At 72.3% G+C, this 23701-nt stretch carries 25 protein-coding genes; 7 read left to right on the forward strand and 18 right to left on the reverse strand.

Annotated elements, in window-relative coordinates:
* Positions 1 to 37: 37 nt before the first annotated feature.
* On the reverse strand, positions 38 to 370 hold the full coding sequence (locus tag ACH4K4_RS03780) for a hypothetical protein (RefSeq protein WP_398164581.1): 333 nt from the start codon (positions 368 to 370) through the stop codon (positions 38 to 40).
* Between the two features lie 198 nt (positions 371 to 568).
* Here ACH4K4_RS03780 and ACH4K4_RS03785 point away from each other — a divergent pair, with 198 nt between their 5' ends.
* Positions 569 to 1687, forward strand: coding sequence for a DUF5937 family protein (locus ACH4K4_RS03785; protein ID WP_398164583.1), 1119 nt, complete (start codon positions 569 to 571; stop codon positions 1685 to 1687).
* Positions 1688 to 1738: 51 nt separating this feature from the next.
* Here ACH4K4_RS03785 and ACH4K4_RS03790 read toward each other — a convergent pair whose 3' ends face one another.
* The 3 genes from ACH4K4_RS03790 to ACH4K4_RS03800 all read right to left on the reverse strand — a co-directional run bounded on the left by ACH4K4_RS03790 (position 1739) and on the right by ACH4K4_RS03800 (position 4659).
* Positions 1739 to 2446, reverse strand: coding sequence for a glycoside hydrolase family 75 protein (locus tag ACH4K4_RS03790; protein ID WP_398164584.1), 708 nt, complete (start codon positions 2444 to 2446; stop codon positions 1739 to 1741).
* A gap of 172 nt (positions 2447 to 2618) precedes the next feature.
* On the reverse strand, positions 2619 to 3305 hold the full coding sequence (locus ACH4K4_RS03795; RefSeq protein WP_398164586.1) for a response regulator: 687 nt from the start codon (positions 3303 to 3305) through the stop codon (positions 2619 to 2621).
* 145 nt (positions 3306 to 3450) lie between these two features.
* A complete protein-coding gene (locus ACH4K4_RS03800; protein WP_398164588.1) occupies positions 3451 to 4659 on the reverse strand; it encodes a sensor histidine kinase in 1209 nt (402 codons plus the stop codon).
* A 172-nt stretch (positions 4660 to 4831) separates the two neighbouring features.
* On the opposite strand from ACH4K4_RS03800, the gene ACH4K4_RS03805 reads away from it, so the two are divergent.
* Positions 4832 to 5833, forward strand: a complete 1002-nt coding sequence (locus ACH4K4_RS03805; protein WP_398164589.1) for an SAM-dependent methyltransferase — start codon at positions 4832 to 4834, stop codon at positions 5831 to 5833.
* 78 nt (positions 5834 to 5911) lie between these two features.
* Complete coding sequence (locus ACH4K4_RS03810) at positions 5912 to 7054, forward strand: NADH-quinone oxidoreductase subunit D (protein WP_398164590.1); 1143 nt, start codon at positions 5912 to 5914, stop codon at positions 7052 to 7054.
* 22 nt (positions 7055 to 7076) lie between these two features.
* On the opposite strand, the gene ACH4K4_RS03815 is transcribed toward ACH4K4_RS03810, so the two are convergent.
* Positions 7077 to 7643: a DUF4232 domain-containing protein gene (locus tag ACH4K4_RS03815; protein ID WP_398164592.1), complete on the reverse strand. Its 567-nt coding sequence runs from the start codon at positions 7641 to 7643 to the stop codon at positions 7077 to 7079.
* Positions 7644 to 7720: 77 nt separating this feature from the next.
* Entirely contained in the window at positions 7721 to 8338 is a 618-nt protein-coding gene (locus ACH4K4_RS03820) for a TetR/AcrR family transcriptional regulator (protein WP_398164594.1), read from the reverse strand.
* Between the two features lie 99 nt (positions 8339 to 8437).
* Between ACH4K4_RS03820 and ACH4K4_RS03825 the strand changes: the two genes are divergently transcribed.
* Complete coding sequence (locus ACH4K4_RS03825; RefSeq protein WP_398164595.1) at positions 8438 to 8950, forward strand: DUF1453 domain-containing protein; 513 nt, start codon at positions 8438 to 8440, stop codon at positions 8948 to 8950.
* 27 nt (positions 8951 to 8977) lie between these two features.
* Here ACH4K4_RS03825 and ACH4K4_RS03830 read toward each other — a convergent pair whose 3' ends face one another.
* Positions 8978 to 9526 (reverse strand): TetR/AcrR family transcriptional regulator, encoded by a 549-nt coding sequence (locus tag ACH4K4_RS03830; protein WP_398164597.1) that lies wholly within the window; start codon positions 9524 to 9526, stop codon positions 8978 to 8980.
* Between the two features lie 103 nt (positions 9527 to 9629).
* Between ACH4K4_RS03830 and ACH4K4_RS03835 the strand changes: the two genes are divergently transcribed.
* Complete coding sequence (locus tag ACH4K4_RS03835; protein WP_398164599.1) at positions 9630 to 10943, forward strand: MFS transporter; 1314 nt, start codon at positions 9630 to 9632, stop codon at positions 10941 to 10943.
* Positions 10944 to 10980: 37 nt separating this feature from the next.
* Here ACH4K4_RS03835 and ACH4K4_RS03840 read toward each other — a convergent pair whose 3' ends face one another.
* The 4 genes from ACH4K4_RS03840 to ACH4K4_RS03855 all read right to left on the reverse strand — a co-directional run bounded on the left by ACH4K4_RS03840 (position 10981) and on the right by ACH4K4_RS03855 (position 14973).
* Complete coding sequence (locus ACH4K4_RS03840) at positions 10981 to 12225, reverse strand: hypothetical protein (protein WP_398164600.1); 1245 nt, start codon at positions 12223 to 12225, stop codon at positions 10981 to 10983.
* A gap of 118 nt (positions 12226 to 12343) precedes the next feature.
* The gene (locus tag ACH4K4_RS03845) at positions 12344 to 13378 is read right to left on the reverse strand and encodes an ABC transporter substrate-binding protein (protein WP_398164601.1); all 1035 of its coding nucleotides are present in this window, start codon (positions 13376 to 13378) and stop codon (positions 12344 to 12346) included.
* Between the two features lie 133 nt (positions 13379 to 13511).
* Positions 13512 to 14234: an ABC transporter permease gene (locus ACH4K4_RS03850; RefSeq protein ID WP_398164602.1), complete on the reverse strand. Its 723-nt coding sequence runs from the start codon at positions 14232 to 14234 to the stop codon at positions 13512 to 13514.
* A 4-nt stretch (positions 14235 to 14238) separates the two neighbouring features.
* Positions 14239 to 14973 carry an ABC transporter permease gene (locus ACH4K4_RS03855; RefSeq protein ID WP_398164604.1) on the reverse strand — a complete coding sequence of 245 codons (735 nt, stop codon included), beginning with the start codon at positions 14971 to 14973 and terminating at the stop codon, positions 14239 to 14241.
* A gap of 195 nt (positions 14974 to 15168) precedes the next feature.
* On the opposite strand from ACH4K4_RS03855, the gene ACH4K4_RS03860 reads away from it, so the two are divergent.
* Entirely contained in the window at positions 15169 to 16341 is a 1173-nt protein-coding gene (locus ACH4K4_RS03860; protein ID WP_398164605.1) for an ABC transporter ATP-binding protein, read from the forward strand.
* Between the two features lie 39 nt (positions 16342 to 16380).
* On the opposite strand, the gene ACH4K4_RS03865 is transcribed toward ACH4K4_RS03860, so the two are convergent.
* The 7 genes from ACH4K4_RS03865 to ACH4K4_RS03895 form a co-directional block, all read right to left on the reverse strand.
* Positions 16381 to 16980: an SMI1/KNR4 family protein gene (locus ACH4K4_RS03865; protein ID WP_398164606.1), complete on the reverse strand. Its 600-nt coding sequence runs from the start codon at positions 16978 to 16980 to the stop codon at positions 16381 to 16383.
* 20 nt (positions 16981 to 17000) lie between these two features.
* The gene (locus tag ACH4K4_RS03870) at positions 17001 to 17480 is read right to left on the reverse strand and encodes a DUF3180 domain-containing protein (protein ID WP_398164608.1); all 480 of its coding nucleotides are present in this window, start codon (positions 17478 to 17480) and stop codon (positions 17001 to 17003) included.
* A 100-nt stretch (positions 17481 to 17580) separates the two neighbouring features.
* Complete coding sequence (gene folK / locus ACH4K4_RS03875; protein WP_398164609.1) at positions 17581 to 18174, reverse strand: 2-amino-4-hydroxy-6-hydroxymethyldihydropteridine diphosphokinase; 594 nt, start codon at positions 18172 to 18174, stop codon at positions 17581 to 17583.
* Positions 18171 to 18530 carry a dihydroneopterin aldolase gene (gene folB / locus ACH4K4_RS03880; RefSeq protein ID WP_030019216.1) on the reverse strand — a complete coding sequence of 120 codons (360 nt, stop codon included), beginning with the start codon at positions 18528 to 18530 and terminating at the stop codon, positions 18171 to 18173. The genes folK and folB overlap by 4 nt, the downstream gene beginning before the upstream one ends.
* Positions 18531 to 18944: 414 nt before the next feature.
* The gene (locus tag ACH4K4_RS03885) at positions 18945 to 19436 is read right to left on the reverse strand and encodes a nuclear transport factor 2 family protein (protein WP_398164610.1); all 492 of its coding nucleotides are present in this window, start codon (positions 19434 to 19436) and stop codon (positions 18945 to 18947) included.
* Positions 19433 to 20353, reverse strand: a complete 921-nt coding sequence (gene folP / locus ACH4K4_RS03890) for a dihydropteroate synthase (RefSeq protein WP_398164612.1) — start codon at positions 20351 to 20353, stop codon at positions 19433 to 19435. The genes ACH4K4_RS03885 and folP overlap by 4 nt, the downstream gene beginning before the upstream one ends.
* Positions 20354 to 20450: 97 nt before the next feature.
* The gene (locus ACH4K4_RS03895; RefSeq protein ID WP_398164614.1) at positions 20451 to 22295 is read right to left on the reverse strand and encodes a phosphatidylglycerol lysyltransferase domain-containing protein; all 1845 of its coding nucleotides are present in this window, start codon (positions 22293 to 22295) and stop codon (positions 20451 to 20453) included.
* A 140-nt stretch (positions 22296 to 22435) separates the two neighbouring features.
* On the opposite strand from ACH4K4_RS03895, the gene ACH4K4_RS03900 reads away from it, so the two are divergent.
* Entirely contained in the window at positions 22436 to 23551 is a 1116-nt protein-coding gene (locus tag ACH4K4_RS03900) for an alpha/beta hydrolase (RefSeq protein ID WP_398164616.1), read from the forward strand.
* The last annotated feature ends 150 nt before the right edge of the window (positions 23552 to 23701 follow it).

Genomic DNA, 23701 nt, shown 5'->3' on the forward strand with positions numbered 1-23701 from the left:
CCGTGCCGCGCGGGGCCTGTGCGCCTGCCCGCCGGAGTTATCCACAGGGGTCGCCGAGGCGGGCGAGATCCGTCATGGTGGGGGTGGAAGCGGCGGAGGAAGCGAGGGGAGGGTGGGGCAGCGGCCGGGACGGACCGGGGTGCGCGGACCGGGTGAGGCGTACGGGACGCCAGGCCAGAGCGTGGCGTGCGGCGCGCCGGGCGCGGGCCAGCGGGCGGTCTTCCGGCGGGGTGACGACGGCCTGGAACCGCAGCCACAGACGGATTTCGCGCAGTGCCCGGACGTCGCCGGTTCCGGGGTGGGCAGGCGCGGGCTCGCCGTGCTGGGCGGCCCGGTAGGCGTCGAGCATGTACTGCTGGGATGCGTTCATGGGCACCACAGTGAGGCTGCCCCGCGGTCGGCGGCCCATCGATTGACGGGAGCCGTCAATCGATGGCGTCGCAGGTCACGGGCGCGCGCATGATGGGGAGGAAGCCGGGCGGGGGTCCGATCGGCGCAAGTTGACGACGGGTCCGGGCCGTGTGGTCCGGACGGCGGAAGCGGCATCCGGACGGGAGGGGACGGACACATGAGTGTCTGGATCGATGTGGCGGGGCTGCCCGCCGAGCGCATGGTGTTCAGCCCTTCGCCGCTCGCCGAGCTGGGCACCGCACTGCACGCGCTCGCCGAGCCCGCACACCACCCCAACCTGCACGGCTGGACGACCGCGACGACCAGCGCACTCAAACCCGACCTGGCCGACCGGCTGCACGAGGCGGACTTCCTGTGGGGCCCGACCTTCTCGGACATCTCGATGCCGTTCGCCGCGCTGGCGGACGCCGCCGGGCAGCCCGGCGCGACGCTCGCCGAGGACCTGGACCTGCTCGACCGGCTCGACGACGAGCTGTATGTGGACGCCGCGCTGGAGATCTCCTGCACCAGTACGTTCAGGTTGGGCGGCCCCTCGCCGCTCGTGGACGCCGAGTCCCGCCGGATGGCGCTGGAGCGGGCCACCGCGCGGGGCCCCCGGCAGGCCGAGTTCGCCCGGCGGCTGCTCGCCGACCCGCCGGGCGTGCGGACCTGGATCCGCCGCCTGTTCGAGGACTGCGACCAGGCGTTCTTCGCGGACGTCTGGAAGCGGGTGCGGGTCCAGCTCGCCGCCGACGCGCGGCACAAGGCCGAGGTCCTGCGCCACAAGGGGCTTGCCGAGGCGCTGGCCGAGGTGTCGCCCGCGGTGACCCTCGACGAGGACCGCTCGCGCATCGTCGTCGACAAGCTGATCCACGGCCGCACCACGGCCCTGGACCCGGCCGTCGGTCCGGGGGTCACCTTCATCCCCACCTCGTTCGGCTGGCCGCACCTGATGGTGCTGCACGCGACGGGCTGGCGCCCGGTGATCCACTACCCCGTCGCGGCACCGGAGCTGACCGGTCCCGCCTCGACCGCCCTGCTCGAATCCCGGCTCGAAGCGCTCGCCCACCCGATGCGCCTGCGGATGTGCCGCAACCTGGCCCGCACCGCCTACACCACCGGCGAGCTGGCCACCGCGCACGGCATATCCGCGCCCGAGGTCTCCCGGCACCTGGCCATCCTGAAGAAGGCCGGGCTGCTCCAGACGCGCCGCCGCGGCCGGTACGTCCTGCACCAGCTGGACGTCCAGGTGGTGGCGCGCCTGGGCAGCGACTTCCTGGAGGGCGTCCTGCGCTGAGGCGTTGCCGCACCGGCCGGGACACGCGTCCGTACGGGGCCCTTCGTCCCGTCAGTTCTCCTGGAGGAACTTCTTGGCGAGGGCGTCGCCGCGGGACACCGCGTCGCTGTGGCTCTCGATGGGGGACGCCTGGGAGTTCTTGAACAGGATGTAGGTGACGCCGGATTCGGCACCGCCGGTGGCCGGGTCGGGGTCGATGCCGAGGCCCTTGGCGGCCGCGTACGACGCCTCACCGATGATCTTCTCGGGCCCGCTGTCGCCGACGACCGCGTACTCGACCTTGTTCTTGTAGACGATCGCGACGATGCCGCCGCCCTTGATGCCCGCCGACTCGTAGTTCCAGATGCCGCTGACGGAGGGGACGACGACGTAGGGCAGCTTCTCGGCGTTCAGCGGCTTGCCGTTGGACTGGTGGTACCGGGTGTCCGGCTGGAACCAGGGGTCGGTGTCCTTGTTGCACTTGGCCGTGACCTGGCCGTCGCAGTCGATGTCCATGTCCGCCTTCCAGAACACGGCGCCTTTCTTGCCGCAGACCGGGACGGTCGCCGAAGACTCCTCGTCGGTGCGGTACTTGCCGTTGGAGATCTGTGAACAGCTGGTGACCTTGGCGAGCAGGTCGGCGGCGCTGACCGAGCCCTCCGTGACGCCCGGCCGCGCCGCGGCGGCCTGGGCGGGGGGCTGGGCGGTGGCGGGCAGCGCCGCGGCGGAGAGCAGCGCGGTCGCGGCGGCGGTGGCAAGGGCGAAGGTACGTCTGCGCACAGCGAGACCCCTCTGTTAGGAAAGTTTCCTTACCGAGCGCGCCCAATCTGCTCCCCCGGGCCCCTCCCGTCAACCCCGCCCCTCGCCCAACTCGCCACCTGGCAGCCCCTTTTACGCCAGGCGCCGCAGCCACCTACGCCGGCGCCACCGCTCCTTACCCCGGGTCCCGCCGCTACGCGCTCGCGCCGCCACCGGCCCGTACGAGACCCGTCTCGTACGCGAGCACCACCGCCTGCACCCGGTCCCGCAGCTCCAGCTTCGTGAGGATGCGGCCCACGTGTGTCTTGACCGTGGCCTCCGACAGCACCAGCTGCGCGGCGATCTCCCCATTGGAGAGGCCCTGCGCGACCAGCAGCAGCACCTCCCGCTCGCGCTCCGTCAGCCGCCCGATCTCCGGGCGGACGGGCTCGGCCCCGGTCGCCGGCAGCATCGGCGTGAACCGGTCCAGCAACCGGCGGGTGGTCGAGGGCGCGACCACCGCGTCCCCGCTCTGGACCGCGCGGATGGCGGCCAGCAGTTCGCTCGGCGGCACGTCCTTCAGCATGAAGCCGCTGGCCCCGGCCTTGAGCGCGGAGAAGGCGTACTCGTCCAGGTCGAAGGTGGTCAGGATCAGCACCTTCGGCGCGCCCTCCTGCTGCCCGCCCCCGCAGATCCGGCGAGTGGTCTCCACGCCGTCCAGGTGCGGCATGCGGACGTCCATCAGGATGACGTCGACCTTGGTGGACCGGAGCACCTCCAGGGCCTCCACCCCGTCACCCGCCTCGGCGACGACCTCCATGTCGGGCTGCGCGGCCAGCACCATGCGGAAGCCGGTGCGCAAGAGCATCTGGTCGTCTACGAGCATTACGCGGACAGTCATGGCAGGAGGTCCCTTTCAACGGCGGTGCGGGGAGGCGGAGCGGTGGTACCGGCGCCGGGAGGGCCGGCCGTCGGCGGCGCGGCAACAGGGTACGTACGGAAGCGGAGCGGTCGCAGCGGGCGGGGTGCGGGGGCCGCGTCCCGCCTCACCGGCCCGACTTGAGCGGCAGCACCGCGCTGATCCGGAAGCCTCCTCCCGGCCGCGGGCCCGCGTCCAGGCTGCCGCCGACCATCCCGACCCGCTCGCGCATGCCGATGAGCCCGTGGCCGAGGCCGTCCGCCCCGCCGCCCGAGTACAGCTCGTGCTGGGCGCCCCGCCCGTCGTCCTCGACCAGCAGGTCGAGCTCGGCGTCCTGGTAGGAGAGACGGACTGTGGCGCCGACGTCCGGGCCGCCGTGCTTGCGGGTGTTGGTCAGCGCTTCCTGCACGATGCGGTACGCCGTCAGTTCGACGCTGCTGGGCAGCGGGCGCGGTTCGCCCGCCACCCGGAAGTCGACGGGCAGTCCGGCTCCCCGCACCTGGTCGATGAGGTCCGCCAGCTGTTCGACGCCGGGCTGCGGAACGTACTCGCCGCCTTCGGGCTGCTCGCCCGTGCGCAGCACGCCCAGCAGGCGGCGCATCTCGGCGAGCGCCTGCCGTCCGGTGCCGGAGATCGTCTCCAGCGCCTGCTTGGCCTGCTCGGGCGCGCTCTGCAGGACGTACGCGGCGCCGTCGGCCTGGACCACCATCACGGACACGTTGTGCGCGACGACGTCGTGCAGCTCGCGGGCGATCCGGGCGCGCTCGGCGGCCACCGCGATCCGCGACTGGGTCTCGCGCTCCTTCTCCAGCCGGGCGGCCTTCTCCTCCAGCTGGGCCCAGTACGCGCGGCGGGTTCGGACCGAGTCGCCGAGCACCCACGCCAGCACGAAAGGGACCGTGAGGAGACCCGTGATGAACAGGGCCTCCATGAGGTTTCGGGGCGTGGGCCCGTTGCCGTACCTGACGGCCGCGAGCACCGGGCCGAGCAGGGCCCCGGCGAGGGCGACACGGGAGGCCCAGCGCTTCGTACCAGAGGCGACCGTATAAATGATCACCATCATCGCGAAGTTGGACAGGTTGGGCGGAATGTCGAACACGAGCTGGGCGACCCCGGTCGCGACCGCCAGCAGCAGCATCTTGTCCGGCGCCTTGCGCCGCAGGGCGACGACCACGCACATCGCGATGGCGAGGCACAGCTTGACCGCCGTGTTCAGGCCGCCGTGCAGGGTCGCGGACGACACCAGCTCCAGACTGTTGAAGCCGAACAGGAGGACGGCCCAGAAGGTGTCCACTCCTGTCGGATGCCTGCGGAAGAAGTCGTAGAGACGCTGCACGTAACCCAGCGTAGGCAGGGCGTATAGGTGTACGGGTCAACCGGACGGGCGATCCTGCGCGTCGGGAGTACTCCGCAAGGTGGAGACCGGGTGCCACCGGGGTCCCGGTGCCCTCGGGACGTGCCGTTCCCCTCCAGGCCAACAGGGGTGGCGGACCGCGTACCGTGGTGCGGTGACACACGACTGGTGCGGCTGGCGGGACGCCGCGGAGCGGGCACTGTACGGCCCCGGCGGCTTCTACACCAAGGCCGGCGGCCCCGGCCCCGCCGGCCATTTCCGTACCTCGGTGCACGTCTCTCCCCTGTATGCCCAGGCGCTGGCCACGCTCCTGAAACGCGTCGACGCGTCTCTGGGGCGCCCCGAAGAGCTGGCGCTGGTGGACGTGGGCGCCGGGCGCGGCGAACTGCTGACCGGCGTACTCGGGGCGCTGCCGGAATCCGTACGCGCCCGCGTGCGCCCGTACGCCGTCGAACGCGCCCCCCGGCCCGCCGGCCTCGACGAGCGCGTCACCTGGCTCGCCGAGCTGCCCGCCCCCGGCTCCCTGACCGGCCTGCTCTTCGCCAACGAGTGGCTCGACAACGTCCCGGTCGACGTCGCCGAGACCGACGAGGCCGGCGTCCCCCGCCGCGTCCTGGTGCGCGCGGACGGCACGGAACGGCTCGGCGACCCCGTGACCGGCGCGGACGCCGCGTGGCTCGCCCGGTGGTGGCCCGCACCGGACGACGGCCCCGGGCTGCGCGCCGAAATCGGCCACCCACGCGACACGGCCTGGTCCCGCGCGGTCCGCACCCTGCGCGCCGGCCTCGCCGCCACCGCCGACTACGCGCACACCCGCGACACCCGCCCGCCCTACGGCACCCTCACCGGCTTCCGCGAGGGCCGCGAGGTACGCCCCGTACCCGACGGCAGCTGCGACATCACCTCCCACGTCGCCCTGGACGCCTGCGCCGGCCCCGGCGCCGAACGCCTCACCCAACGGCAGGCGCTGCGCGCCCTCGGCGTCGACGGCAGCCGCCCGCCCCTCGCCCTCGCCTCCAGCGACCCGGCCGCCTACGTACGGGCCCTCGGCTCGGCGGGCGCGGCGGCCGAGCTGACCGACCCGGCGGGCCTGGGCGCCTTCGGCTGGCTGCTGCAACCGGTCGGCGGCGCCTGCGCGGGCCTGCTCGCCCCGTAAGAGCCCGCCCGCCCCGCCAAGAGCCCGCTCCCGTACACCCCGGCCGCCGGCCCCGCACCGAACTGCGAGACTGTCCCCATGACGGAGACCACGGTCGGCATCGGCGGCGCGGCGGAGAGCACCGACATGGTGCTGAACATCGGCCCGCAGCACCCCTCCACGCACGGCGTGCTGCGGCTGCGCCTCGTCCTGGACGGCGAGCGCATCCAGCACGCCGAACCCGTGATCGGCTACATGCACCGCGGCGCCGAGAAGCTCTTCGAGGCGCGCGACTACCGGCAGATCATCATGCTCGCCAACCGCCACGACTGGCTGTCGGCCTTCTCCAACGAGCTGGGCGTGGTCCTCGGCGTGGAGCGGATGCTCGGCATGGAGGTCCCCGAGCGCGCCGTGTGGACCCGTACGCTCCTCGCCGAGCTGAACCGGGTCCTCAACCACCTGATGTTCCTCGGCTCCTACCCCCTGGAGCTGGGCGGCATCACGCCCGTCTTCCACGCCTTCCGCGAGCGCGAAGAACTCCAGAACGTGATGGAGGAGATCTCCGGCGGCCGGATGCACTACATGTTCAACCGCGTCGGCGGCCTCAAGGAGGACCTGCCGGCCGGCTGGCTCGGCCGCGCCCGGCACGCCGTCTCCGAGGTCCGCTCCCGGATGGACGTCTTCGACCGGCTGGTCCTCGGCAACGAGATCTTCCGCGGCCGTACCCGCGGCATCGGCGTGCTGAGCCGCGAGGCGGTGCACGCGTACGGCGTCTCCGGGCCGATCGCCCGCGCCTCCGGCGTCGACTTCGACCTGCGCCGCGACGAGCCGTACCTCGCGTACGCGGACCTCCAGGACACGCTGGAGGTGGTGACCCGCGAGGAAGGCGACTGCCTGGCCCGCTTCGAATGCCTCCTGGAGCAGACCCACAACTCCCTGGACCTGGCCGACGCCTGCCTGGACCGGATCGCGGACCTGCCGCCGGGACCGATCAACCAGCGCCTCCCGAAGGTCCTCAAGGCGCCCGAGGGCACGACCTACGCCTGGACCGAGAACCCGCTCGGCATCAACGGCTACTACCTGGTCTCCAAGGGCGAGAAGACCCCGTACCGCCTCAAGCTGCGCTCGGCCTCGTACAACAACATCCAGGCGCTCGCCGAGCTGCTGCCGGGCACCTTGGTCGCCGACATGGTCGCCATCCTCGGCTCGCTCTTCTTCGTGGTCGGCGACATCGACAAGTAGCCGCGCGGCCCGCGGGCGCGGCCTACGTACGCGTACGCGGGCGCTGCCGGTGCCACGCGGTGACGCCCAGCTTGCCGGTGGTGCCGAGGTCGACGAGTTCGCGCACGGTCTGCGGCCCGCCGCCGCCCTCGGCCGGTGTGATGTCCAGGAAGGCGCCGTGCGCGGCGGGCACCGTCGCGTCCGTGACCAGATTGCGCCACATCAGCACGGCCACGGCCCGCTCGCCCGGCTTGAGCGTCAGCGGTTCGGGGCCGACGTCGTCGACGACGTCCGAGCCGTGGCTGATCTTCACGTCCAGCGGCTTGCGCCGCTCGTCCAGCACGCGGATGCCCGCGTAGCCGTCGACCTGGTAGGGGCGCGTCCCGCAGTTGGTCAGGGTGATGTCCATGGCGCGGGTGCCCATGGCGGCGTCCACCCGGGACCCCTTGATGACGACGCCGCTTTCGGGGCAGGCGGGCGCGGACGCGGAGGGCTTGGACTCCGGGGCCGTCCGCGGCTTCGGTTCGGGCTCCGCCGAGCAGCCGGCGGTGGCCAGCGCCGTGGCGGCGAGCACGGCGGCGAGCGCCTTCCGTAGCCCTGGCTTGTCCACTGCCCACCCCGCGCGTTCACCCGTCACCGACCGCCCGTCAGCGTACCCGCCGAAGCGGTGCCCGCCGGTCGGACGGACTACCGCGCGGCCTTGAGCGACCGCAGATGCCGCCGCAGCACCGCCCGCTGGGCTTCGGGGGTGACGTACTCGGGCTCCAGCATCGCCCGCAGGTTGAGCCCGTCCAGCAGGGCGGACAGCCGCAGGCACTCCAGGTCGACGTCCAGGTCCGCCGGCAGGCCGCCCGCCTTCTGCGCCTCGCGCAGCACCCGGGACAGCAGAGCCCTTGTGTCGGCTTCCATCTCGACCGCACAGGCGCGCAGTTCGGGACGGGTACGGGCCGCGCCGCAGAACGCGGCCCAGAGCACCGCTTCCCGGTGCCGCTCGTCGTCCAGGGCGAGGAACTCGCCGATCAGCTCCTCCGCCTCGGCCGGGCGCTCGTGCCGCGCCGCCGGGTCGAGCAGGCGGTCCACGTGCGCGCGTACGCGCCGGTCGATGCGCGCGCTCAGCTCCCGCATCGTGAAGAGCAGCAGCTCGTCGTGGTCGCGGAAGTAGTGCCGCACCGACCCGATGGCCAGCCCGGCGGCTTCGGCGACGTTGCGCAGCGAGGCGCCTTCCACTCCTTCCCGTGCGACGACACGCAGGACGGCGTCGGCGACGGCCTGGCGGCGGGCCTCCGGGTCAACGATCTTCGGCATGTTGCCATTGTGGCACGGCCGAGCTAAATTGTTTTTGGCACGACTGAGCTAAATAAGTCCCGCGCCTCGGCCACGCGGGCACACCAAGGGGGAACATCAGTGAACGGCTGGCTGCTCGCGGCGATCGTCGCCGTGGTCCTCGTCATCGTGATCGCCAAGCGTCTGAAGGGCGAACCGGTCAACGTACGCGACCTCTTCACCGGCCCGGCCGTCCTGACCGGCCTCGGCATCCTCTTCGTCGCCAAGGCCGACGACGTCACGGGAACCGACATCGCCTGGGTGGTCCCCGGCGCCTTCCTCGGCCTCGCCCTCGGCGCCGCGCGCGGCCTCATGGTCCGGCTCTTCGAAAAGGGCGGCACCTTGTGGCAGCGCTACACGGGCCGCACCTTTCTCGTCGTCGTCGCGTCGCTGCTGGTGTCCGCGGGCTACGGGGTCTTCGCCGAGCACATGGGCATGCACGCCAGCGCGCGCCCGGTCCAACTCAGCATCGGCGTCAGCTTTCTGGGCGAGTCCCTGCTGATCTACTACCGCGGCCTGAAAACGGCCGCACCGTTCGCGCCGGAGGTGCCGTCCCGCGGCCTTCGCGACCTGCTCGAACGCCGGCACCGGTAGCGGCCGCCGCGGCGTGGCGGCCCGGACTCAGACGGCGGCGAGCAGGGCGGAGGCCACCGCCTTGGCGCGGTGGGCGGGAGCCGCCGAGCGCTCGCGCAGGGCGGTGACCTGGGCTCCGTCGATCAACAGCACCAGCTGCTCGGCCAGTTCCCGTGTGGCGCGGGCGTAGCCGGCCTCGGTGAGCAGCTCGGCGACGTACGAGGTCAGCGTGCGCTTGTGGGCGGCGGCGGCGCGGTGCGCGGCGCTGGCCGGGTCGGCGACCTCCACCATCGTGTTGATGGCGGCGCAACCGCGGTAGTCGTCGGACCCGAAACGCTCGGCCAGCGCGTCGAAGAGGGCGAGCGGCGTGCCGCCCCGCTCGGCGACCGCGGCGTGCAGCCAGTCGAACCAGCGCTGCCCGTAGCCGTCCACCACCGCCACGACCAGGTCGTCCTTGCTCGCGAAGTGCCGGTAGAACGAGGCCCGGCCCACCCCGGAGGCGGCGAGCAACCGCTCGACGCCGACGGCGCGGATGCCTTCGGCGTAGAAGAGTTCCTCGGCTGCCCTGACGAGGCGTTCGCGGGCGTTGGTCGGCATACGGCCACGATAACCAACCTTGACTCGCAACGGAACCGATCGGTACCGTCTCGCCGTCCCAGCAAACGGTACCGATCGGTACCACTCCGGAGTCGGAGACCCCATGCCCGGCAACAGCGCGCCCCACCCCTCTCCCCAGCCGCCCGGCGCTCCCGGCGCGGGCGGCTGGCGCTTGAACGCGACGGTGCTCGCCCTCGGCACGTTCGTCGTCGGCACCGACGCCTTCGTGATCGCCGGCGTCCTCCCCGGAATCGCCGCCGACCTGCACATCGGGCTCGGCGCCGCCGGCCAGCTCGTCACCGTGTTCGCCATCGGCTACGCGGTGCTCTCACCCCTCCTGGCAGCGTCCACCGCCGGCTGGTCCCGGCGCGCCGTCCTGCTCACGGCGCTGATCGTCTTCGCGCTCGGCAACGCGGCCACCGCGCTCGCCCCCACCTACCCCGCGGCGCTCGCCGCCCGCGTCGTCGCGGCGGCCGGCGCCGCGCTCTACACCCCGAACGCCTCGGCCACCGCCGCTGCGCTCGCCGGCGATACGGCACGCGGGCGCGCCTTCGCGCTCGTGAACACCGGCCTGACCTCCGCGCTGGTCCTCGGGGCGCCGCTGGGCACCGCCGTCGGCGGCGCGTACGGCTGGCGGACCACGATGTGGCTGGTCACCGTCCTGCCGCTGCTCGTCGTACCGCTGCTCGCCGCCCGCCTGCCGCGCGTACGCATCGACACGCCGCGCGGCCTGCGCCGCCGGCTGGCGCCGCTGGCGGACCGCGGAGTCCTGTACACACTGGTGATCACCGTCGTGGTGTTCGTCGGGATCTACCTGCCCTTCGAGTACATCAGCGCGGTGTACGCGCCGGTGCTCGGCCGCGGCGAAGGGGGCGGTGACGGAGGCGGCGGGGGCCTGGCGGCCGTGCTGCTCCTGGTCTTCGGCATCACCGGTACGGCGGGGAACCTGGTCGCCGGGCACCTCGCCGACCGGTTCGGGCCCCGGCGGGTGGTACTCGCCGCCGCGCTCGCGCTCGCCGTGGTCTTCACTCTCGTACCGCTGTGCAGGGACTGGCTGCCCAGCGCGCTGGTCGCGGTGGCGGTGTCCGGCTGGGTGTCGTTCTCGGTGACCACGCCGCAGCAGCAGCGGATCGCCGCGCTCGCCCCGCAGGCGCAGGCCGTGGTCGTCTCGCTCAACGCGGCCGCCATCTACCTGGCCGTGTCCCTGGCGGGCGGGCTGGGCGGCATCGGGCTGGAGACGGTGGGCGCGGCCCGGCTGCCCTGGCTGGCCGCCGGATTCGCCCTGGCCGCCGCCGCGCTGACGGCGGCCCACCGCCCGCGCGCGGAACGGGAGGCGAAGGGCGTGGGAGCGGGAGTGGCTCAGGAGGCGGGAGCGGCGCGGGAGGCGGGAGCGGCGCGGGAGGCGGGAGTGGCTTAGCGGCCACCCCCGCGCCCCGTACGCGAAGGACGGGCGGTCAGGAGGACACGGCGCTGCGCAGGTCCGCCAGGTCGATCTGCTCGGTCTCGTCGTGGGCGGTCAGGTCGATGACCTCGCCCGAGGCCGCCTCCCCGTCCTCCGCCGCGCCCTTCGCGCCGTCCTTCGCCTCGCCGTCCGTGCCGTCCGTCGTACGGGCCTGGCCGCGCGCCGACTGCTCGGCCACCGCCTCGTCGCCGACCACGTCGGCCAGGTCCTCCTCCAGCCGCCGGACCGGCTTGGGCCGCCGTGTCACGGTCGACGGGCCTCCCGCGGCCGGGGCGGCGCCCGCCACGGCACCGGTGCCCGTGGCCGTACCGAAGAAGTCGAAGCCGCCCTGCGCGCGGGAAGCCGGCAGGCTCCGGCCCGTCACGGGCGCGACGACGGCCGCGGCGGCGGGCACCGGCCGCAGACCGTGCGCCACCGGCGCGGTCTCCTCGGCGGCGTCCCGGTCCCCGGCCGCACGGTCCTGGGCCGTACGCTCGCCGGCCGTACGCTCGCCGGCCGTGCGCTCCCCGGTCGTACGGGAAGGCTCACGCGGCGCCGGGACGGTGTCGCGGGCGGTCTTCTCCCCGGCGGTCTTCTCCCCGGCGGTCTCCTGGACGGCGGCCTGACGGACCGGGACCTGGTCGGCCGCGGGCTCCGTGGCCGCCACGGGATTCCCCTGGCCGTCCTCACCGTCCTGGGCCTGTGCTCGCTCCGCCTGGCGGGCCGCGTTGCGCGGCAGGTGCCGCAGCGCCTCGGCCGCCCGGTGGTACATCACCGTGGTGAGCGCGCCCGGCGCGCCCGGCGATGCCTCCGCCGGATCCGCCGCGGACCCGGACGTCAGCTCCCCGGCCGGGCTGCCCGCCTCGATCGCGAGGAGGCGGCGGCCTTCCAGTGCGCTGGCACGCTCGGTCTCGGCGGTGGCGTAACGGCGCAGCAGCTCCGCGTGCTCGCTGCGCAGGCGGGCAAGCTCGGCCCGCTTGGACCGCAGCTTGGTGTCCAGCCTGCCGCGGATCTCGCGGGACTCCTCAAGATCCGTTTCGAGCTCGGCTATCCGCTCGTCGGTCTTCCACTCGTCCCGCACCCGGGCCTTCTTCAGCTCGGCGACGCTCTTGCCCGCCGTTCGGTCCCAGGTGCGCAGCAGCACGGAGCCGGCGACCGCGGCGGCGGCCGCGCCCGTGGCGAGCGCGCGCTGTGCCAGGTCATCGCCGACGAACCAGGCGCCCGAGGCGCAGACGACGGACGCACCGGCGACCGTCACTGGGGGAAGAAGCCGGTGCAGGGGTGGCGAATGGCGGTGGCGTCCTCGTGGCATGGCCTGAAACTTACCGTGCGTGCGGAGCTTATGGGGCCCCGCCCGCCGATCCGTATCCCGGTGGTTACTTCTTCACCAGCCCCTTCGACTCCAGAAATGCGCTCGCGACATCCGCGGGCTTCTGCCGTTCGGCGTCGACCTTGCGGTTCAGCTCGATCAGATCGTCGGTCGTCAGCTTGTCCGTGAGCTTGCCGAGAGCCGTCTCGATCTCCTTGTCGCCGGCGCTCCGGGCATTCACCACGGGCAGTACGTTGTCGGCATTCTGGAGCTTCTTGTCGTCCTTCAGCAGCACCAGTCCGAAGTTGTCGAGCGTGGCGTCCGTGGTCGTGGTCAGCACCATCTGGTCCGTACCGTCCTTGACGGCCTGCTTGGACTGCGGGGTGCCGACGCCCTTCGGGTCGATGCCCGTCACGTCTATCCCGTACGTCTTCTCCAGGCCCGGCTTGCAGAACGGCCGCGTCTCGCACTCCTCGCCCGCCGCCAGCCTGATCTTCTGCCGGGACCGGCCGAGGTCCGAGAGCGTCTTCAGGTGGTGGCGGTCCGCGAATTCCTTCGTCACCGCGAAGGCGTTCTGGTCCGTCGCCTCACCGGCCGGCAGCACCTTCAGTCCGCGCGGCCCGGCGAGCGACTTCAGCGCCGCCACCGTCTTGCCGATGTCACTGGAGGCGACGGGCTTCGGGTTGGGCCCGTTCTTCTTGGCGTTGAGGAATTCGGCGAGCGTCGAGGCGTATTCCGGCACGACGTCGATCTGGCCCTTCTCCAGCGCCGGTTCGTACAGCTCGCGATTGGCGAGAGTCTTGACGGTGGCGTGGTATCCCGCATCGTTAAGGATCTTGGAATAGATCTCGGCGAGCACCTTCGACTCGGTGAAACCGGCCGACCCGACGACGATGTCCCCCTTCCCGCCACCGCTCTTCGCGCCGCCCTTCTCCTCCAGGCTCTTGCCCCCGCACGCCGCCAGCCCGCCGGCCAGCGCGAGCACCGCGCCCGCGGCCAGCGCGGTACGGGCCACGCGGCGCGTACGGGCCGGGCCTGCCGCGCGAACGGCGCGCGCGGCACCGAGTGTCTTGTGGCTGTCCTTGGCCTGGTCCTGGTTCATACCGGTTCACCATCCAGTGGGAGAGAAGGAAAAAGTCTGCGCGTGGGAACGTGGGCCGGGAAGTCTGTGTGCGGACGTGGGCCGGTGCGTACGGCCGGCCGGGCGCGGCCCTGCGCCCGGTCGCCGGCCACCGTCAGGCCGGGCTCGCGGCCGCGGACGCGTCGCCACCCGGCGTACGCGCCTTGCGCGCCCGCCCCCGCCGCATCGGGTCGAAGGCCCGGTCCGTCAGCACCAGCAGCCCTTCGGCCACCAGCGCCAGCACGGCCACCAGCACCGCGCCCGCCACCACCTGCGGCGTGTTGTAGTTGCCGAACCCGGCGGTGATGATGCGGCCCAGACCGCCGCCGCCCGCCAGCGCTGCCAGCGTCGCCGTGGCCACGACCTGGACGCCGGCCGACCGCAGCCCCGTCATGATCAACGGGTACGCGAGCGGCAGTTCGACCCGCAGCAGCACCTGCGGCCCGGACATGCCCATCCCGCGCGCCGCCTCGACCACGTCCCGGTCGGCCTCTCGCATGCCCACATACGCGTTGGTCAGCAGCGGCGGCACCGCGAACAGCACCAACGCGATGATCGTCGGCCAGTCCCCCGCCGTACCGAGCGGACTGAGCGTCAGCAGGACCAGTACGGCGAACGTCGGCACCGCGCGCCCGGCGTTGGAGATGTTGACCGCCAGCGCCCCGCCCTTGCCGATGTGGCCCAGGTACAGGGCGACCGGCAGGGCTATCAGGCAGGAGATCGCCAGGCACATCGCACTGAGGTAGACGTGCTCGCCGAGCCGGTGCCACACCCCCTTCTCCCCCGCCCAGTTGGCCGAGGTCGCCAGCCAGTCCCACGCTCCGGTTATCGCGTCCATCGCCTCAGGCCACCGCCTTCTTCGCCCGCCCCGCCGACCGTCGCTCACGCCGCGCGCGGGCCCGCGCCCGCGCCTGCGCCCGGGTCCACGGCGTCAGCAGCCTTTGCAGGCCTGTCAACAGGACGTCGGCGACCACCGCCAGCAGCACGCACAGCACCGATGCCGTGAGCACCTCCGCCTTGAAGAAGCCCTCCATGCCGCTGGATATGAGGTTGCCGAGGCCGCCGTAACCCACCACGGCACCGATCGTCGTCATCGCCACCGTCGAGACCGTGGCGATGCGCAGGCCCGCCGTCAACGCGGGCAGCGCCAGCGGGAGTTCGACGCCGAAGAGCAGCTTCACGGGGCCGTACCCCATGCCGCGCGCCGCCTCGCGCACCTCCTGCGGCACCGAGTCCAGCCCCGCCAGGATGTTCCGCACCAGGATGGTCAGCGAATACAGCACCAGGCCCGTGACGACCACGGCGGCCGAGACCCCGAAGACCGGTGTCAGCAAGGCGAACATCGCCAGTGAGGGAACCGTGTACAAAATCGTCGTCAGCCCGAGGACGGGTCCGGCGGCGGCCCGCCAGCGGCGGGCCACCAGCGCCAGCGGAAAGGCGACCAGCAGCCCTATCAGCACCGACACGAACGTGATGCCCACATGCTGGACGGTCGCGTCCAGCAACTCCTGACTGCGTGTCCGGACGTACTCACCGCAGATCCAGTCGTTCGCCTCCAGGCAGCTCTGCGCACTCACCCGCGGTCACCTCCCCCGCCCTGTCGCTCACATTTTCGGTGACTGTCTGCGACCCTATCCCCCACCACTGACAATCCGACCGGCCCGCCATCCAGTCGTAACACGACACACACGACGGGACGGATACCGCGGGTAGGAGCCGGGAAGCAGAGCGCGCCTACCCGGCCGGCGACCGTCCACACTGGGAAACCCACCATGATCCGTTTCGAGCACGTCACCAAGAGCTACGGCGACGGCACCACCGCCGTCGACGACCTCTCGTTCGAGGTCGCGGAGGGCGAGCTGGTCACGCTCGTCGGGCCGTCGGGCTGCGGCAAGACCACGACGATGAAGATGGTCAACCGGCTCATCGAGCCGACGAGCGGTCACATATACCTGGACGGCGCGGACATAGCGACCGTCGATCCCGTCGAACTGCGCCGCCGCATCGGCTACGTCATCCAGCAGGTCGGCCTCTTCCCGCACAAGACCGTGCTGGACAACACCGCGACCGTCCCGCACCTGCTCGGCTGGCCGCGCAAGAAGGCCAGGGACCGCGCCGCCGAACTCCTCGAACTGGTCGGCCTCGACCCGTCGCTGCACGGAGACCGCTACCCCGACCAGCTCTCCGGCGGCCAGCGGCAGCGCGTCGGCGTCGCCCGCGCGCTCGCCGCCGACCCGCCCGTGCTGCTGATGGACGAGCCGTTCGGAGCGGTCGACCCGGTCGTCCGCGAACACCTCCAGACGGAGTTCCTGCGGCTGCAGTCCACGCTCCACAAGACGGTGCTCTTCGTCACCCACGACATCGAGGAAGCCGTACGGCTCGGGGACCGCATCGCCGTCTACGGTGCGGGGCGCGTCGAGCAGTTCGACACCCCGGCCACGGTGCTCGGGGCGCCGGCCACCCCGTACGTCGCGGAGTTCGTCGGCGCCGACCGGGGCCTGAAGCGGCTGTCGGTGACGCCGATCGAGACGGGCGACCTGGAGCAGCCGCCGGTGGTGCGGCTCGACGACGACGCCGCGCGGGCCGCGGCGCGGCTGGCCGAGGAGGGTGCGGCCTGGGCCGTGGTGCTCGATGCGGACGGCGGGCTGCACGGATGGGTCTCGGCGGCGGGGCTGGGCGCCGCGGGGGCGGGGAAGGCCGGGGGCGAGGTGCGGGACCACGCCCGGCGCATGGACGCGTGGCTGCCGCTCGGCGCGCCGCTGAAGCAGGCGTTCAGCACGATGCTCCAGCACGACGCGGGATGGATCGCGGTCCTGGAGGGGGAACGATTCCTCGGTGTGCTGACACCGACGGGACTGCACGCCGCGCTGCGGCGGTCCACGGCGGCGGACGCGGGGCGCCTGGCACGGGACGAGGTCGTGGTGGAGAGCGTGCCGGGCGTGTAGCCGAGCGCGAACCGGCGGCAGGAGCGGCCGGGGCCGGGCTCACATGCCGCGGTCCGGGCCGCTCCACGGCACCGGCCGTTCGCCGGCGGTCATCGGAAGGCGGCACAGCCGCACCGGGCCGGGGTAACAGGCGGAGCTGCCGGGCCCTGCCATGTCCTCGCCGATCAGATAGCGATAAAGCCACTCGGCGAAGCTCATGTCGTACCGCGCCCAGCCGCCGTCCTCGTACGCGACCAGGAGCCAAGGGGCGGGCCCGCTCGCGGCGACGAGGAAGACGTCCTCCCCTCGGTCGGTGCCCGCGAGGGGCCACAGTCCGTCGCGGGTGCCGAAGCTCAGCTCCTCCAGCCCGCAGAGCAGGCGCGGGTCCTCCTCCGGGCTCAGGTCCTCCCAGTCCACCTCGGACCAGGCCCGGACCGAGTCCCGTATCCACCGGCCCAGGTTCCAGCGCTCGGTCGCCGGGTGGTGCAGGAGCAGGTGGCCGTTGAGGTGTACGGGGGCGTACGCGTCCACGAGGGTCCGGAAGTCGGGCGGCAACCGGAATCCGAGTTCCGCGTGCAGCCGTTCCCAGGCGGCGGGGTCCGCGTAGCGGTTCTCGGCGGGGCCGAGCATCGCCATGACGGCGGTCAGGTGGTCGGTCATGGCGTACGCCGAAACGGCCCTCAGGCCGGGCTTGCCCCCGCCTCGTCGTCCTCCGGGAGCTTGCACACGCGCTCCAGGAAGATGGCGGCCACCACCACCGCCGCGCCCGCGAGGACCGAGAAGCCGGCGTAGATGGCCTGGTCGCGGCGGGGATCGACGTCCAGTCCCGCGGTCAGCAGGAAGACGCCGACGCCGCCGTAGAGACCGGACACCAGGGAGGCCACCAGGGCGCTCGCCTGGCCGAAGACGACGGCGCGGGCGGCGACCAGCGGGTCGACGCCCTTGGCGCCGGCCCTGCGCTCGCGCTGGGCGTTCAGGCGGGCGCGCAGGGACAGGGCGGTGGCGGCCAGTACGGCGGCGATCAGGGCCAGCACGACGGGGGCCGCCAGCGGCACGCTGGGGAGCGTGCCGAGGGAGTCCCACATCCGGGCGCCGGCCCACGCCAGCACCCCGGCCGCCAGGAACAGCCCGACCAGCACCTTGATGTGTAGCTGCTTCACCGAGCGTTCGCCCCTCGTGCCCTCGTCCTCGTACGTGTGCGGATCGTGTGCCGGCCGGAACGGACCGCGGGCCGGTCCGTGCGTCCGCAGAGCCTAACGGCTACTCCGGCAGCCGAAGTTCCAGGTCGGCGCGCGGCACGACGCCGTCGCGGCCGACCGCCGAGAGCAGCTCGGCCACCGCGCCACGGCCCGGGACCTCCGCCTCCGGGTCGATGTCGTACCACGGCACCAGGACGAAGGCACGCTCGTGGGCCCGCGGGTGCGGCAGGGTCAGCAGCGGGTCCTCTGAGACGACGTCCTGGTACGCGAGGATGTCGACGTCGATGGTGCGCGGGCCCCAGCGCTCGTCGCGGACGCGCTCGAAGGCCTCCTCGATCGCCTGGCCGCGCTCCAGCAGCGAGGCGGGCGGCAGCGTCGTCTTGATGAGCACCACGGCGTTGAAGTACGTCGGCTGGGACGCGGGGTCCACGCCCCACGGCTCGGTCTCGTACACCGGCGAGACGGCCTTGACCCGCACGCCCGGGGTGTCCTCCAGCGCGTCGATCGCGCCCTGGATGGTCTCCAGGCGGTTGCCCAGGTTGCTGCCGAGGGAGATCACGGCGCGTTTGGGGTTGGAGAGCGTCACGTCCGCCGCGTCCACCCGCTCCACCACGGAGGCGGGCACCGGCTGTACGGTCGGGTCACTGCTGGTCATACTCGGCTCCGGGTGATGGTGATGGTCACGTCGTCAAAGGGGACGGTGATCGGGGCGTCCGGCTTGTGGACGACCACCTCCACCTCCTGCACCCCCTCATGCTTGAGGCACTGGCCGGCGATGCGCTCCGCGAGCGTCTCGATGAGGTCGACGGGCTCGCCTTCGACGACGGCCACGACCTCCTCCGCCACGACGCCGTAATGCACGGTCTTCGCGAGATCGTCGGTCGCCGCCGCCGGGCGGGTGTCCAGGCCCAGCACCAGGTCCACGATGAAGGTCTGGCCCTCCTCGCGTTCGCGGGGGAACACCCCGTGGTGCCCTCGGGCCTTCAGCCCACGCAGCGCGACACGATCCACGCGAATCACACTCCCACTGGTCCCATTGGCACCTCTGGTACCACTGATCGTCGGAATCCGGGCGGGGCCAGAGACTCGTCCGGCACGCCGCCCTGTCATCGAATCTACCTGCGAGCACCGACAGTGCTTGCCCACGGGGGCCATGGACAAGGCCCCGCACGACTGCTAGGCGGCGTCGCTGGGGCGGTCGAGCGGCCGTCCGCGCGGCCACTTACCCGCCGCCCCGCGGTCCCACCCCTACCCGTGGAGCACTTGGCTCGAACGGGTGCGCCGTAGTCGACCTTGCTGACGCATTTCGCTGACGAACCGGCCGGAGCCGTCCTCCGAGGTGGCCGGAGGACGTCCATACCCCGCCCACGGCAGGTTCCCGGGGCGCCCGCGAAAGCTCGCGAAGTCTTCACGCGGGTTTCACGTTCACACCCCGCCGCCCACGCCCCCCGCGCCGGGCCCCTCGCCGTCGCCGTCCTCCCCGTCCTCGTCCTCGTCGTCCCGGTCCGCCAGTACGGGAGAGCCGTGGTGGGACCAGACCCGCCAGCCCTCCTCCGTACGCCGGAAGACATTGGTCGCGACGACCAGCTGGCCGATCAGCGGGCCGACCGAGCCGTCCTCCTCGGCGGGACCGCCGCTGAGGATGTTCTCCGTGCAGGTCACCAGCGCGGTGTCACCGAGGACGTCGATCTCCACATCCGTCAGGAAGAACTGGATGTACTCGGTGTTCGCCATGATCAGGGCGTACGAGCGCAGCACCTCGCCGCGCCCGCGCAGCACCGGCCAGCCCGGGTGCACCACGCTCACCTGGCCGTCCAGCCACATCTCGGACATGGCCGCGTGATCACCGCGCTCCATGGCCTCGTACAGGTCGGTGTTCGCCTGCTCGACCAGCTCGACGTCCGTCCGTGGACTCACACCGCTCCCGTCGCGTCCGCCGCACCCGCGGCGCCCGTCACCCTCGTCGCATCCGTCGTGTCCGCCGCGCCTTCCACGGCCCGGGCCACCCGTACCGCGTCCGCGCTCGCGCGCACCTCGTGCACCCGCACCGCCCAGGCTCCCTCCCGCGCGACGATCGCCGACACCGCGGCCGTCGCCGCGTCCCGCTCACGGGCCGGCGGCGGGGCGGCCTGCGCGTCCCCTGCCAGCACCCTGCCCAGGAAACGTTTGCGCGAAGCGGCCACCAGCAAGGGACGGCCCAGCTCCCGCAGCCGCGCCAGGTGCGCGATCAGCGCGAGGTCGTGCCCGGCCTCCTTGGCGAAGCCGAGACCGGGGTCGACGACGATGCTCTCGGGGTCGATGCCGCCGTCCACCGCCCGCTCCAGGCTCCGGCGCAGCTCACCGACGACCTCGGTGACGACGTCCCCGTACACCGCCCGGTTGTTCATGTCGATGGACCGGCCGCGCCAGTGCATGACCACGAACGGCACCCCGGCCGCGGCCACCACCGGCACCATCGCCGAATCGGCGGCGCCCGCGCTCACGTCGTTGACCAGCCGCGCGCCGGCCGCCACGGCCTGCTCGGCGACCGAGGCCCGCATGGTGTCCACGGACACCAGGGCGCCGGCGGCGCACAGCTCCCGTACGACGGGGACGACCCGGCGCAGTTCCTCCGCCTCGTCCACCCGGGCCGCGCCGGGCCGCGTCGACTCGCCGCCCACGTCCACCAGGTCGGCGCCCTGCGCCACCAGGTCCAGGCCGTGCTTGACGGCCAGCTCGGTGTCGAACCACTGCCCGCCGTCGGAGAACGAATCGGGCGTCACGTTCACCACGCCCATCACCGCGCAGCGGTCGAAGTCCGGAAGTCCGGCCACCCGGCCGCGCAAGGTACTCATACGACCAGCCTAGGGCGCGCGGGGAAAACGGGGCGCCGCCCGCCCCCTGGAGGGAACGGACGGCGTACGGGTACGGGACAGGCCGCGCCTGCGGTTCTCACGCCGCCCGCTCGACCTCGTCCGCGCTGATGCGCTCCTCGTTGTGCGCGCACGGCCGCGGCTCGGCGGCCTTGCGGCGGCGCAGCACCCGCGGCAGGCCCAGCTCCAGGTAGCCCTCGGCCTGGAGCGCGGCCAGGCCGATGCGCGGGATGTCCCGGCTGTTGCGGAAGACCACGAAGCGCGGCTCCCAGCGCGGGCGGAACTTGTCGTTGAACTTGTACAGCGACTCGATCTGGTACCAGCGGGACAGGAAGATCAGCATGCCGCGCCAGACGCGGATCACCGGGCCCGCGCCCAGCTTCTCGCCGCGCTCCAGGGAGGAGCGGAAGACCGCGAAGTTCAGCGACACCTGCTTGATCTTCAGGTCCGGGGCGGCCTGGAGGGAGGCCACGATCAGCAGCTCGTTCATGCCGGGGTCGGCGGAGCGGTCGCGGCGCATCAGCTCCAGCGAGATGCCGTCCTTGCCCCACGGCACGTAGTGCTGCATCGCCTTCAGGTCGCCGAACGGGCCGGGCTCCTCGCCCTCGGCCGGCGCCAGGTGGGCCGTGGCGATCACCGCGTCACCGTCCCGCTCGGCGTCGATGCGGCCCAGCGCCATGGAGAAGCCGCGCTCGGTGTCGGTGTCGCGCCAGGCGTCGGCGGCCTGCTGGACGCGCGCCAGCTCCTCGGGCTCCAGGTCGCGCACCCGCCGCACCCGGGTCTCGTACCCGTTGCGCTCGATGCGCTTGACCATCTGGCGTACGTTGCGCATCGAGCGGCCCGTGAGGGTGAAGTCGGCGACGTCCACGATCGCCTCGTCGCCCAGCTCCAGCGCGTCCATACCGGTCTCGCGGGTCCAGACCTGGCCGCCGGTCTCGCTGCAGCCGGTGACGGCCGGGGTCCAGGAGTGCGCCCTGGCCTCCTCCATGAAGCGCTCGATGGCGCCCGGCCAGGCCTCCACGTCGCCGATCGGGTCGCCGCTGGCGAGCATCACGCCGGATATGACCCGGTAGCAGACGGCGGCCTTGCCGGTCGGCGAGAAGACCACGCCCTTGTCGCGGCGGAGGGCGAAGTAGCCGAGGGAGTCGCGGCCGCCGTGCCTGGCGAGCAGCTCGCGCAGCTGCTCCTCGTCCTGCCCGGTGAGCCTGGCGGCCGGGTGCTCGGGGCGGAAGGCCAGGTAGGCGGTGGTGGCGACGGTCAGCAGGCCGAGCGCTCCGAGGGAGTAGCCGACGGTGTAGTCGACGTTGTTCACGTACCGGACCGGGCCCTCGAAGCCGAAGAGGCCCCACATGACGTGCTTGAACCGCTCCCACACCGACGGGTCGCCGATGATCTTGTGCGGGTGGGAGTTCACGATGACCAGGCCGAGGCCGAAGCTGATGCCCCCGAGAGCGACGAAGTTCAGCAGGGCCTTCACCCGGCTGCGCGGGTCCGGCAGCGCCTCGAAGGCGCGCCGGTGCCACACCAGGAAGGCCAGCAGGGCCAGCGAGAGGGCCGCCCCGACGACGGAGTGCCGGTAGACGAGCTGGGCCGCGATGCCCACCGGGAGCAGCGAGACGGCCGCCACCCAGGCGCGGCGCTTACGCCGTTTGAGGCCGTGGGCGAGCATCAGGAGCAGGATGCCGACGACGATGGAGGAGGCGGCCGCCAGAGCGCTCACGGCGCCCGGCAGTACCTCGGCCAGGGCGTGCAGCCGGCTGTGCCGGAACCGGGGGAAGAGCCCGGCCACCAGGTTCAGCAGGCCGACGACCGCTCCGGCCGTCCCCACCAGCGGTGGCACTTTTTCCGGGCGGGGGCCGCGCAGCCAGCGTGGCGGACGCCACGCAACCGTCCCGGACTTTTCGCCATCTAGCCTGTCAGACATTACTTTCCCGTCGCCCCGGTCGAGAGAACGTGCGAGTCTTAGTCGCAGCATCTGGACTTTTGCGCCCTGTATGACGGCGTTTCAGGGCCCGGGGTTCCACCTGCGGCACGGATGACCGGCCGCCCGGAAGAAAGCACCACATGGGTCTCACCAGCAAAAAAGTGCTACTCCTGGCCGTCTTTTTCGCGGTAGCGCTCTTTGTTCTCACCATCTGGCTGTGGCCGCGCCTGTCCAAGGCCAACTGGCGCACGCTGCTCGGCCGCGTCGGCCTGCTGCTGGCCACCCAGCTGTCGATCTTCGCCGCGATCGGCCTCGCGGCGAACAATTCGTTCGGTTTCTACGCATCGTGGGCGGACCTCTTCGGCCAGGAGCAGGAACCGGGGGTGGTGACCAATTACGAGACCGGCCCGAACGGCACCAAGCTGAAGACGCTCGGCAGCGAGCACGTCAGCGTGCCCGGCGGGAACAAGCCCCATGTGGGCGGCCGGATAGACAAGGTGATGCTCCTGGGCGAGAAGTCCAAGATCAACAGCCCGGCGTTCGTCTATCTGCCGCCGCAGTACTTCCAGGCCAAGTACGCGAAGAAACGATTCCCCGCTTCCGTGGTGCTGACCGGCTACCCGGGCACCGCGGAGGCCCTGTACAAGAAGCTGCACTTCCCGCAGAGCCAGCACGAGCTGGTCCGCAAGAACAAGACGCAGCCGACCATACTGGTGATGATGCGCCCGACCGTCGTACCGGGGCGGGACACGGAGTGCGTGGACGTCCCGAACGGCCCGCAGGCCGAGACCTTCTTCACCCACGACGTCCGGCACGACATAGCCGGCCACTACCGGGTCGGTACCGAAGCCCGGAACTGGGGCATCATCGGCGACTCCACGGGCGGCTACTGCGCCCTGAAGATGACGATGCGCCACCCGAAGACGTTCTCCACCGGTGTGGCCCTCTCCGGCGACTACAAGGCCGCTCACGACGCGGAGACCGGCGACCTGTTCGGCGGCGACAAGCAGCTGGAGCGGGAGAACAACCTGCTGTGGCGGCAGAAAAACCTGCCCGCGGCACCGGTGAACCTCCTCGTCACCTCCAGCAAGCAGGGCGAGTCCAACTACAAGGACACGCTGAAGTTCATCCAGCAGACCAAGTCGCCCGGCCGGATCGCGTCGATCATCCTCGACAGCGGCGGCCACAACTTCAACACCTGGCGCCGTGAGATACCCGCCGCCTTGGAGTGGATGGGCGGCCACCTCAAGGCGTGACGCCACGCCCCCGGGGCGGGATGCATACGAAGCGGGCGGGGGCCCGGGGGCGCAAACCCCCGGGCCCCCCCCCGGAGGTTTGGAAACGCCCTACAACCGCCCCGATGAAGGCCCAACCCACGGCCCCGGGGGGGGCGCACCCCCGCGTGG

Source organism: Streptomyces sp. NPDC017529 (genome assembly GCF_044329785.1).
Lineage (GTDB): Bacteria > Actinomycetota > Actinomycetes > Streptomycetales > Streptomycetaceae > Streptomyces.